The 13,011-nt window shown below is 59.7% G+C and carries 3 protein-coding genes; 1 reads left to right on the top strand and 2 read right to left on the bottom strand.

What is annotated here, in order from left to right:
* Window positions 1-659: 659 nt before the first annotated feature.
* Window positions 660-2,189 (top strand): TrkH family potassium uptake protein, encoded by a 1,530-nt coding sequence (locus NZK35_RS33655; protein ID WP_323379692.1) that lies wholly within the window; start codon window positions 660-662, stop codon window positions 2,187-2,189.
* A 63-nt stretch (window positions 2,190-2,252) separates the two neighbouring features.
* Here the strand turns inward: NZK35_RS33655 and NZK35_RS33650 are convergent, their stop codons facing one another.
* The gene (locus NZK35_RS33650; RefSeq protein ID WP_259636916.1) at window positions 2,253-12,032 is read right to left on the bottom strand and encodes a tetratricopeptide repeat protein; all 9,780 of its coding nucleotides are present in this window, start codon (window positions 12,030-12,032) and stop codon (window positions 2,253-2,255) included.
* Between the two features lie 153 nt (window positions 12,033-12,185).
* Entirely contained in the window at window positions 12,186-12,908 is a 723-nt protein-coding gene (locus NZK35_RS33645) for a redoxin domain-containing protein (protein ID WP_259636915.1), read from the bottom strand.
* Window positions 12,909-13,011: the final 103 nt, after the last annotated feature.

The following is a 13,011-nucleotide window of genomic DNA, read 5'->3' as shown; positions in this document are numbered from 1 at the left end:
AGATGAGGGCCCGTAGGCTCGCGCCAAACGGCTGATATTCGTTTGACATCAGCCGGTTCGCGCCAGCGTCCGGGCCCCCTCATTCATGTTAACTTAGCGGTATTGGGCTTTAGCCGCCCACCGTCACTGCGTCGCAGCGACCGGGCGATTGAGTGAGCCGTGACGCGTAAGCGGCCGGGCATTCTGGCACGGCCCGAGGCCTTACGGCCGGCGGCTCACCATTGACGGCACCGATTCCGATCCGCTCGCCGTTCCGCTAACCCCTTCCGCTTTTTGTTAGCGGTAGGGCGCGAGCCCTCGGTGGGGACGTCAGTGTATCAATTTGCGTGTTGCAAAATGCACCGACTGCCGCATGGTCTCGGCACCGCGTCCGGCCCGAATCAATCCGAGTGAGACGGGGGAAAACACGTAAAAAGTGGCGATCGACGCCGCCTCCAGCGCCGACCGCCTGACCGTCGTTCATCCCCTGGGGAAGGGTTTTTCGAGGCCGGGAGTGTTGAAAAGCAAACCGGATGCCAATCGCCACCCGCGACATTCTGCACAAACGCACTACAATCCTGGCGGAAAACAGCTGATTCCCCTGATAGGACCCGCAAGCCTTGAATTTTCGACTTCTCAGCCGCGTGCTCGGCATCGTCTGTCTGCTGATCGGCGGATCGATGAGTTTTAGTCTGCCGTTTGCGTTTCCGCTGCTGGCCAACCGCACCCATCTGCCTGCGGCCGAGGCGTTGGAACGCGAGGGGATCCGCGGTCTGGTCTTGAGCATGGCGATCAGCTTGTTGGTCGGGACGCTGTTGCTGGTCAGCGGACGCGGCAATCGCGGTAAACCCCTGTTTCGCAAGGAGGCGATGGCCGTCGTCGGACTCAGTTGGGTACTGGCGACCGTGCTGGGCGCGTTGCCGTATTACTTGAGCGGAACCGAAATCGCCGCCGATCAATCGATCACGTTCATCGAGGCGATGTTCGAATCGCAGTCGGGCTTCAGCACGACCGGCGCGACCGTTCTGACGGACTTGGAGAACCCCAGCTCCGTGCCACACTGCATCCTTTTCTGGCGCAGCTGGACCCACTTTCTGGGCGGACTGGGCATCGTCGTGTTGTTCGTCGCCATCCTCGGTCAAGGATCCGCGGGCAAGGCGATGGTCCGCGCCGAAATGCCGGGGCCGAGCAAAGAAGGCAGCATGCCCCGGATGCAACACACCGCGCTCGTCTTTGCCGGTATCTACTGCGGCTTGAACGCGATCCTGACGGTGATCTACATGCTCGAAGGCATGACGCTCTTTGACGGGCTCTGTCACGCCTTTGGGACCATGGCCACCGGCGGGTTCAGCACGTACAACCGATCGCTGGGCGGATTCGACAGTCCACTGATCGAGTACACCACCATCCTCTTCATGATCCTGGCCGGCACCAATTTCACCTTGCTGTATTTAACCCTGACCGGCGGGCCGCGGCAGCTGTTTCAAGATGTGGAGTTTCAGACCTTTATCGGAATCATCGTCGGACTGAGCGGGTGCATCTTATTCTTCGGAATGCGTGCCGGTGATGTCGGCTTCGAATCCCTCGGGCAAGGCTTTCGCAACGGGCTGTTTCAAGTCGTCTCGGTGATGACGACCACCGGCTACGGGACGGCCGACTTCGATCGCTGGAACAACTTCGCCCGCGGCAGCCTGCTCGTGTTGATGTTCATCGGCGGGTGCGCCGGCAGCACCGGCGGTGGAATGAAAGTCATTCGGCACGTGCTGTTCTATAAAATCCTGCTCCGCGAGATCGAACTTTCGTATCGTCCCCGTGTCGTCCGACTGATTCGGATCGGTGGCACCACCGCCGACGATCCGGCAATGCTCCGCGGCATCATGGTCTACTTCTGTTTGATCCTGGGGATTTTCATCGCCTCTTGGATGCTGCTGGTCACCTTCGAACCGAGCTCGACGTGGGGCTATTCCGACGAATCGACAGAAATGGTCGAGGATAGCACGCTGGACGAAAAACTGCTCGATTGTGCCAGCGCCGTCGCCGCCACGCTCAACAACATCGGCCCCGGACTGGGTGTCGTCGGCGCGACTCAGAACTACGCCGGGTTCAGCCAAGGCGCCAAATTCCTGTTCGTCTGGTTGATGTTGCTCGGACGCGTCGAAGTTTTCAGCGTGCTGGTGTTGGTCTTCCCGACCTTCTGGCGAAGGACGTAACGCCCAACTCGCCCACCACCACCCGACTCGTTCCAAGGCGGAGCCTGGGAACGAGTGCCTCCGCTAACGCGCCATCAACTCCGCCGGAACCTGATCGGGCCAATCCCCCGTCAATCGAATCTTGCGGACGGTCACGTCACACTTCTCGTGACGATAGAGGCCCGGTCGTTCGTGACCTTGGACGGGAATCGCTGTCAGCGGTTGAGCGTTGAGCGTGAGCGTCAATTGATCGCCGTCGCGCGACATCACCAGCGTATTCCAAGCTTCATCGTTCGGCACGTTGTCCGCCGCGATGGCTGAATAGGGCGGGTCCACGTTTGCGACGTTGATGAACCCGACCGATGCCAAATCACCGTTGGCGATGATCCAATCCGGTGTTGTCCCCTCCGGTCCCAACCGCATCACCGTTCGTCCGATCGTCGGCGAGAACTCCGTTTCCCCGGTCTTCCAATAAAACTCGATCTCGATCGATTCCCCGTCCTGAATCGGTCGCAGGTACTCGATGTGACTGGCCGATTCGCTCGCCCGACTGCCGGAATCGGCGGGCTTGCCGTTGTAGTGCAGCTTTCCCTCGCGAACACTCCACCCGTCCGCCAACGGCCCGTTCGCCAAGTCCGCTTGCATCTTTTCGCGGAACTTGAGGATCGACTGCTCGTTTTGCTTCGGCCCGATCGGCAGCAACATCTTTGGAATCGACTTTCCACGCGTCAGCACACCCCAGCCGCGCATCGTCGGATCGATCAAATCGACTTCATCGGGAATCGTGGGCGATCCCGAGAATCGCACGTCACGAAAATGCGTCGTGCGATACTTGTGATGATGGATCGAGACGAAGGGGAATGAACCCGTCACCGTGTCACTGACATAGGGCTCGCCGTTGCACAACGCTTGAACACGGTCGGCCGAAACCGAAACCGCTTCGACGTTCGGCTTGCCTTGGCGGATCGCCCCGACCTTGAACTCGACCTGTCCGCGATTGCCCATTCCCAAAATTTTGGCGGTTTGTTGCCATCCGTTGCCTTGGTAAATCACACCTCCATAAGCGACGTCGGCTTCGCCCCAGCCCCCGTCTTGAATCTCCGCCGAGAAGGTGAACGAACCGCTGAGCGGATACTTGAACATCAGGTGCGACTGTTCATACCCGCTGGTCCCGCTGATCCAGCCGTCGGGACCGACGGCGTAGAGCGGCGGCAAAAGCACGTTGTCTCCGCGATAGCGAGCGGAGATCGGAACGACGTTAAAATGCTCCAGCGGTGAATCCGTCGTCGCGCCCGCCGCCCGACCGACGCCCATCGCTGCCGTCGCGCGGGCGACGGCGGAAACCATAAAGTTTCGCTGTCCGCGAATCGCGTAAACTTTTACATTGCGAATCATCGGTTCCGCAATCGCGACGGGCAGCCCCGCTTCGAACGCACGAACGATCAAATGCGTCTCCAACGCCGGAAACCGAAGACTTTTGTCGTTCTGCTTGGGAAGATTCTTGGCCAATCGATCACCGACGGCGCGCAACGTCGGCGCGATTTCGTTCAGCAGCGAAGCCGTTTCGCCAGCGTTCGACTTGGCCGCCGCCAATTTCAACAACGCCGCCGCCATATCGGCTTCATCCCCGACCGTCTTTCGATTGCGCTGCAGTTTCTCAAGGACCGGCCCGGTTTGCCCCGCCGCGACTGCGGCATCGATCAACATCACCAACGAGTTGACGACCGGGTAGTCCCCGGTGCTCGTCGGAAGATTGATCACTGCATCGAGCATCGGATGTTGCCGACGTACCAGCGGCGGCGGAATCTCGTAGCTGACCAACGCGTCGAAATACGCGATCGGATAGTCGCCGTCGCGGCCGAACGTCAACTTCTCCAACAGCTCGATTCGTTTGTCGGCGGGCAACTGTGAAATCGCCAGACAAACGTGAGATTCAAACCGATTGGAATAGTTGCGTTGGGTATTGAAATGCTCGGTGATGGCTTGGCGGAAAACGGGATCCATCTGCTCGGTCAACCCGTCATCGATCATGCTGACGGCCAACCGCTCCAGGGCACGCCGCTTGTAATCTTGCAGATCGACTCCACTGGGATAGGGCTGCGTCTCGATCGTGTCCAACTCGGATTGGATGTAGTCGTCGATGACTTCGATGTCGCCGCTGGCCTTGGCGATCGCCACGTACCTCAGCGCTAGCCGCCGACGGATTTCGCGGTGCCGGTTGGCGGTGTAGCTGTCGGATCCGATCAGCGATTCGGTGCGCCGGAGCAATTCAGCCACATTCTTCGAAACATCAGCCAAGCTTGCACCCCCTTTGTCTTTCGCGTCGCTGATCAAATCAGACGCAACGATCGGCCAGATGGCGTGCATCACCCGATCGACCACTTCCGACTTCTTTTGTGACTCACTGGCCATCTGGCTGGTGATCGTCGTCAGCGGCCCCGTGCCGGCGGGTCGTTGCCCCGGCGGAGGAAGTTCTTTGCCGATGGCTTCCATCATGCGATCCAGCGACGCGGCCAGACGCTCCATGTTTCCGGCGGCAAAGGCGAGTTGAACCAACGCGATCGACAACTCCACGTTGTGGTCGGCCGATGCCAAACGTTTCTCCAGCGTCGCAGCAAGCTCATCGGCTCGACCGCAGGCCGCCGCCGCAGTCGCCAACACCATCGATGCCGAGGAGACGACGATGTCATCATCGGATCGGATCCGGTCGTAGGAAGACGTCGCGATCTTTTTCGAATAATTGAACACCGTGCCGGGCCGATTGGCCGGGGCGAAGATCTCCAGGTAGGCATCGGCCACACGGCTCATCGCTTGGCGATCGATTTGCCGGTCGCGATCGCTCTGGTAGGAACTGAGCTTGAATTCAAACGGAACGCCGATCGCCTGGGAAAGCCCATCGGTTATGGCGGCAACCTTGTCGGCCAACTGGTCCATTTCCGTCTGCTGTTCACGAGAGCCGTAGGCAGCAGAATTTCGTGACGAAGTGATCGCAAACGCATCGCCTCCGGTCGACAGTTTGCGGAGCGGAGGACCGTTTTGAAGCGCCAATTGCAGAGCCCGCATCGACGTGTCGATCTCACCGGCCTTGGCGGCGTCCTTGGCGACCTGCAAGCATTGATCGACCAACGATTGCGACAGCGGCGCATCCGGTTGCGACTGGGCGGTGATTAAATCCAAGATCCGGGAGATGGACTGCGACGCGTCTCCGCTGATTTCCGCCAGCGCCAGCGCGATCGACGAGTCGTTGGCGGATTCGGCCACCTTGCTCATGTAGCGGACCAATCGCGCGCCGATCTCTTGGTCGGTTTTGTTCTCCGATCGACCGGCCGCCCGCGCGACCGGATACAGATCAAACAGGGCGGTCGCCTTGACGCGGTCGACGACCTGATTGTTCTCGTCGGTGAGTTCCGACTCGGCCGGCAAACGCGCGAACAACGTCTCGGCAAGCGGGGCCGTGGAATCATCGCCCAAGTAACACGCCGTCATCAACTGCAGCGCCGCCAATTGCCACGAATCGCTGTGGCGTTCAGCTAGCTTGCCGACCTTTTCCGCGAACGCCGCGACGGTGCCCCGAGCTTCCTCGTCCGCAACCGCCACTCGGATCGCGAGCCCCAAACTGGATGGCGAGTCCGAGGCCAGGATCGTTTCCGCCGACGCCTCCATCAACTCGACCGGATTGGCTTCCACGTCCTTCTCCCAACCCTCCACCTGACGGATCAGATGATTCGCGGCGACCTCCGGGGTGATCTTTTCCGCCGTCGCATTCGCGCCGTTCTCAAATGTCTCCTTCGAAGCGCGACTGCCGCCCCAACGCGCCGCACTTTCGAATCGCTCGGGCTTAGACAATGCCGCGTGATAAACGATCAAGGCATCGACGGGTGAATTGCACGCGAGCAGTTGTTCGGCCACCCATTGATTCAACTGCAGCTGCTGATAGTCTCCGTATCCGGGGTTGTATTGATTCTGGCTCGAAAAATCGGTGACGCGATAGATTTCCAGCAGCAGCGCACGGGCCTCGTCGAAACGCTCGGCCTTTTTGTAGGTTTCGATCAAACGATGGTCCAACGTGTACTGCGGGCTGCTACTCGAAGAGGTACTGGACCGCTTGGCCTCTTGATAGAGATCGATCAAGAAATCGGCAGGCACACCGTCGACGTTTTCCAGGACCTGCCCGGCTTGCCACAACAGTCCCGAACAGACCGTCGGCGTGTTGGAGGGTTCGTCCGGCTGGCGCTCGATGCAAGCCCGCATCGATGCCAGGCTATCGGGCACCTTTTCCGCATTGTCGGTGTCGACCAATGCCAACAGGAACGTCGCGCCCAACCTGTACGACTCCATATCCTTCGCGATCTCCGCCGCCTGACGGAACCTTTGATTCGCATCCGCGTCGGTTTGGATCATCACCAACGTGTCCGCGAGCGGTCCGATCGCAAACCCTCCGCTGCTGCGACTGTTGACGTTCCACAGCTGAGAATTGGCTGAAAACGAGTCGTTGCTGCAAGCCGCACTCAGAATCGCCTCGCGGTATTCCGGAATCTGCTTGCGCTGCTCGTCCGGCAGATTGCGAACAATGTTGTAGACCTGTGCCTGGGCGGCCGGCGATTTCAATAAATGCGCGATGAACTTTCGTTTGGCATCACTCAATGTGCTCCGCGATCCCAATCGGGCCAGCTCGTCCATCCGATACGTCGGGATACTTTCCACCGGGATCTTGATCAGCCGACGATACATTTCGTCGATCGTCTCTTCACCCGCGGACCGCGCGGCATTGCTCATCTTGTAGTAATCGTTGTTGAGCCGACTGGGATCTTTTTCGAAGGCATCCAAGTACAACTTAACGGCATCCGCGTTTCGTTTCGCTTTGACCATCGCGTCGGCGCGGGCGATCATTTGCGCGGCGTTGACCGGCACGTCTTCGGACAGGTCTTCCCAGACCTGATTGGCTTCGTCCCCGCGACCCGCGGCGACATACAGTTCAGCCAGTTCCTGCTTGGGACGAATCGCCTTGGGCGACGATTCGACGCGCCGTTTGGCACGCTCGATCAGTGGCTCCAGCCGGCCGGCCGACTGCAGAATCGAGACGACTTGTTGCTGATAATACGACTGATTACTGCGTTGTGACCGGCCGGATGAAAGTCGTCGCATCAGTGAATAGGCGACCTCGGCCGCGGCCTCTTTGTCTCCCGCGGAAAGAAACGCGCGTGCAATCTGCAGCTCGGTGTTCTCGTCGCGGACACGACCACTTCGTGTTCGCGCGAGCATCGCGTTGGCTTGATCATTCAGCCCCAGTCGTTTCAGCTGATCGGCCAGGGCAAGTTGCATCTGCACGTCCAACCGCATGCCGAACAACCGCTCGGCGGCAACCTTGGCTCGCTCGGTGTCCCCGATCTCGGCTGCCAGATTCATCGCCGCCATCTCTTTGCGGACCAGCATGCGACTGTCCAGCGGGCTGAAGGAATCCAATGTTTCGAGCGCCAAACGGGGTTGTTTCAGCTCGCTTGCCAATCGGGCACGCTCGATTTGCAAGTCCACGTCGCTGGGGAATTCGGCGCAAAGGTCGACCAGCTGTTCGTAACACTTCTCCGGACGCCCCGCCCACCAATGGGCATAGGCTGCAACGACGCGACGCGTCTTTCGCTCTTCCAGCGGCGCGTCGCTGAGCGGAGTCTGCAGATGCCCGATCAGATCCGCCGAAAGCGTTGGCGTTTGAGGTTGGCCGCTGAGCGTTTGAGCTTGGTTCGCGGAGGCATCGCTGTCGGTCGCGGAGAACGCCAGCACCTGTTGGGCAAGTGTGGAATCCAACAACCGGGGCGAGAGGGGGCCACGAATGCGGACCGACCGAAACCCGCCGCTTCCGGTCTGTGCGTAGGTATTGACGTAGCCATCGCCAAGGGTCGTCGAGCGACTTGCCGCGTTGAGTGTCGACTTCGCCCAACCCGCGATCACGGCATCGACCATCGACCGCTCGTGTCGTTCGTTAAACGCTTTGGCAGCCTCGCCGCCGCCCATCATGATCTGGGTGATGGGACTGAATCCCTGAACCGGTGCTTTGGGTTTTTCTCGTCGCGCCGCCGGCAGCAGTCGCTTGACCAACCCGTCGGCTTGCTCCGGTTTTCCCAGTCTGAGGTAAAACTGGATCGCGCCGACGATTTCGTCGTAGCTGGCGTCCGCACCGGGAGGCTCGGGTGCGAATTGCGCGGCCTTTTCTTCCTGGCCGGCCAAATTAAATTCGTGACCGAGAATCGCTTGAAACATCATCTCCGCCGCGCCAGGAGGAGCCCCCATCAACGCCGCGGACGACATTCCCGACGCTTGCACGCGCTCGTTGATCGACGCGAGAATCTCGAGCTCCTTCTCGGTCAATGGCGTCATGTCGGGTTGTCGCTCGGCGGGCATCGAATCGGCCATCATCCGCTGAGAAAGGAACTGCAACAGCGGCGTCATCCCGTAGCTGCGGTCGAGTTCCGCCAGCCGCCACATCATTTTCATTTGATTCTGCCGCAACGCGTCCGCTTTGGCTTTCGCCGCCGCGGAAAGGTTGGGCGGCGTCGGTCCGAACGGACTTGCAACGGGCTGATTGCTGACCAACGACATCACATTCATCAGCGCAAATTGTTCCCAAATCTCCATCGGATCGGTGACCGTGTTCCAGTCCTCGACGGAAAACTCCGAATCCAATTTTGCCTGCACCGCATCAGCCGCTTGACCGTCCGGCAAACCGATCAATTCATTCATCAAAACCAACGATGCGGCGATCACACGGGCGTGCCCGAACGACGTGGCCTCGATCGTCGCGCTCGGCGTGGAAGACGAGTAGGATGCGTTGGCGTAGCGGCCGACGCGTAACATTTGGGCCAGTTGGTACGACGCCTGGCTCCAGTACATCGGGTTGGACTGATAACCGGCCGGCACCCCATTGCTGGACACGGTCGTGTTCGTCTGCTTGCGTCGCGTCGGTGCCGGGGCATCCATCGGCACGTCGGCGGCACGAATCTGCTTGGCCAACTGCATCGCCCGTTCGCGGTTCGCCTCCGCGTCGTCTCCGCTTCGGTCCATCAGCAACAACTGCGCGAGCGACAGTTTAATGTCCCACAAACTGTCGTCCGCTCGCAGGGCTTCTTCACAAATCGCGCGTGCCGTTTTGAGGTCACCACGTCGCGCCGCCGAACGCACCATGCCGCCCAGTCGCGAAGGATCCGACAAAAACGACAATCGTTGCGAAAGCGCCTGGGCGACATCGATCGTGCCGGCTTCCAATTGATATTCCACCAGTTTGAATCGGTTTTCCGGCGTGTTGGCCAGTTCCGTGATTCGCTGTTGGTACTCCGCAGCCTGTTCCACTTCGTTGGCCGCATCGGCCAGACGCACCATGGTTTCCAACAATGCGACGTCGCGCGGTTGGACGGCGAGCAACTGATCGATCGCGCTGATCGCCGCACCGAAGTCCTGCACGGATTCGTGGGCGGCGGCGACCATCAAACTGGTCGCTCGGGCGTTGCCGTCTTTGCGATTGATCTCTTCGATTCGACCGAGCAACGTCTGCAGGTCTGTCTTGCGATCGTACAAAGGGGCGAGAGCTCGGATCACATTGATCTTGTCATCGAGCTTGACTTCATAGTTCAACGCCTGCCAATACAATTCGATCGCTTCGTCGGTGCGGTATTGATCGGCGAAATGGCTCGCCAACATCCGTCGCGGAGAGTTGTCGCGGGGTGCGACCGTCATCGCTCGACGCAGTGCGGCGATCGCTTCTTCGTCGCGATTGACGCCAAACGCGGTTCGCGCATAGAACTGATACGACTCGGGGCTGGCCGGATTGGCGTCAATGACGGCTTCGCAAGTCTCGATCGCTTGATCGGTCTGTCCCAGTCGCACCTGCAGACCGGCGACGCGTTGCAAGTAATTGGTACGGAACCGGCTGTCCGCCGTGGCGAGTTGTTCGAACAGTTCGGCGGCGTCACTCAATCGGTTCTGACGCTCGGCAAGGTCTGCCGCAACCAGCAACACGTCGGTGTTGTCCGGTTCCATTTTCAGCGCGTGTTGAATCGAGCGTTCCGCATTGACCAGATCGCCGGCCGCACTGTGCATCAACGCCAACGTTCGAAGCGAGTCGGCGGTCTCCGGTCCGGCTTCGACCTGTCGAATCTGTTGCTCCAACGTCCCCGATGCTTGATAGACGGCGATCCGGTCTTTGAGCAACTGCTCTTGTTCATCCGGCGTTTCCGCGATGGTCGCCGCCGCGTCCAAACGTTTCAGTGCGTTTTCGTATTGCTTGGCTTCGGTCAACTTCGACGCGTAACGTAACTCTTGCGCGAACGTCAGATCGTATTCCGCAGCCTCACCCCATGTATCGAGTGCCAGAGCCGGCAACTTGAATGCCCCAAACACTTCGGCCAATCGGACCAACGATTCACGACCGCGGCGGTCACCCTCGGCGATTGACTGCCAAACCTCGACGGCGTCGTCCTTGCGATCGAGCGAATGCAGGTACTCGCCCAAGTATTCCCGATACTGGGGCGAGCCGGGATCCAGATCGATCGACTTGCGATACAGCTCGATCGCGTCTTCGCTTCGATCGATGCCGCGCATCAAGTCGGCGACTTGCGAGAGCGTCACGGCGTCGTCGCTGCGGGTGTCTGCCAACCGCGACCAGACGTCCGCCGCCGCGTCGCGCCGTTGCTCCAGCGGCGTCTCTGTGTCCTCCAACAACACCTGTCCCCACCGCACCAAGTGATCGGGATTGTCCGCGTCGCGCTTGGCAAGCTCACTGAATTGTTCGGCCGCTTCGGCGACGTTGTTTTGATTGATCAACACATCGATCAACGTCGATCGAGCTTCGGTATCGTCCGGTGCACGAGCGACGACAGCGTCCAACAGCGTCTTGGCTTCCGACAATCGGCCCGCCGTGATCAGGATCCGGGCCAAACGTGTTTGCAGCGACAGATCATCTGACCGATCGGCAAGTTGTTGTTTGTAGTAGTCTGCCAAAGCGTCGTAGTCACCCGACTTCAGAAAACCGGCTTCGATCCGGTTGCGAACGTCCGTGTGCAGCCAGCTGCCAGGGTTCAACCGCGCCAGAATCTTTTCGAGTAACTCGGTCGCCTCGTCGGCGTTTCCCATTCTGCGTCGCATTTCGGCCGCTTGCACGGCCATCGCGATTTTCTCGTCGGGTTGTTTTGAACGCTGCGCGAGTTGTTCGTAGCGTCTCAGGGCTTCTTCGTAATTCCCTTCTTCGGCAAGCGTCCGTGCGATTTGGCCGCCGACCCGCGTGTCGCCGGGAAACAACTGCTCCAGCCGAGTCCAGACCGCGAGTGACTTCTCCCGCTGGCCGGCGCGGCTGTAAATCCTCCCCAATTGCGTGAACATCGGCAGCGCTTCGGCGCGCGACGGCCCGCGATCGAGCGCCCGTTCCATCGCGGCGGCCGCCTGCTCGGTCTGTCCAACTGCCAAGTAGGCGCGACCGAGATAAAAACTGCATGCGGCATCGTCGGGCAACTTTGATTCCGCTGCCGTCAGAATCTGTGCCGCCTCCGCCGCACGACCACGCTGCAACTGCACCAATCCCCAAACCATCTGACGTTCCCCGGCGTCGTCGGCCTGGGGATCAGAGAGCTGTTTCTCCAGTTCGTCCAGCGAATCGTTTTGGACGTGGTATCCGTACACGCGATCGAGCGAGACGCCTGGGCGCGGCCGACGCAGCAAGACCTGAAGGTAACGATCCGCAGCGACTCGCTCGCGATTGGAAAGTTCTTCCGAGTCCTGAGCCCCGAGCGACAGCGGAATCAACATCGAAAGCAGGCTGAGTAGCCCGACGGTGCGAACGAACGGTGTGATCGGCGCGCGATTGGACAATGGACGTGTCACGGGGATCCCCACGAATAAGAACTGCAGACGAATGGGGATCAGTATGAAGCCCCCCGGGCGCGGTCCGCAAGCGTTTTCGCGGCCGGGAAAGCCAAATGGGCAACATTCCAGATGCCGTGTCTAGATTGATGCTGTCCCCGAACCTCGGCGCACCTACCGCGCCATCGTCCGCAACATCGGTAACAGATCTTTGTACAGATCATCGTGCGGATGGTGTCCGCAAGAGTCTGAACGCAACACGAAATCACGATCGATCAAGTGGAACCCTGGAATCATTTCGTAGGTTTGCCGGCTGAGCATGGAGGGATCGCCACGGAGCACAATTTGATTCGCATCGCGATCCATGTGGAAGTGTTCAGCCCAACCGTTAACCTCGGCTTGCGTCGGGGCCGACACGGACCGTCCGTACAGCAAGACTTGAACGAACACGACATCTTCGCTGCCAAGCGTGACACCTGCGTATTGCTGTGCGTAGTGTTCGATTGATTCCAGTCCGGCCTGGACGGTGAAGTTGCCAAACGCGCCATGTTGTTTGCCGCCGGCAAAGGCTTGGCAACCTTCACAGGGAATCGCTGCGTATTCAACCAAGATGATCTTGCCCGCGAAGTCCGACAGTTGAACCGTTTGGCCGGTCTGATCGGTCAGCATGAGATCGGGGAATTTGTCACCCCGAACCGGAGGCCACTCACCGAGGACGACCGGATCGGCCGACCGTAAACCGACAGCGGATGTCAATTCGATCGGCAGATGATTCACCGCACGGTCGATCAACGGTCGAGGCAAGTTGCCCATCGCCTTCAACCCCGCCAACACGATCGGGATCAACAGAACCGTACCGACAACAATCGTCAAAATTGATTTGATCAAACGAACCATCGAACGAGTTTTCCGTTTCGAGAGACGTACAAGACGGGTCGTCAAGAGTACGTTATGGTTAAACCATCGTGTTCCGAACCGTAGGCAAGAGTGTTGGTGTGCA

The organism is Stieleria sedimenti, from assembly GCF_025060895.1.
Classification (GTDB): domain Bacteria; phylum Planctomycetota; class Planctomycetia; order Pirellulales; family Pirellulaceae; genus Stieleria; species Stieleria sedimenti.
The sequence above is the reverse complement of the archived record's forward strand: the minus strand, read 5'-3'. Positions and strand labels throughout refer to the sequence as shown.

Excerpts from the sequence above, each read along its gene's own strand:
- NZK35_RS33645 (WP_259636915.1), bottom strand. The coding sequence starts at position 12,908 with ATGGTTCGTTTGATCAAATCAATTTTGACGATTGTTGTCGGTACGGTT.
- NZK35_RS33655 (WP_323379692.1), top strand. The coding sequence starts at position 660 with ATGAGTTTTAGTCTGCCGTTTGCGTTTCCGCTGCTGGCCAACCGCACC.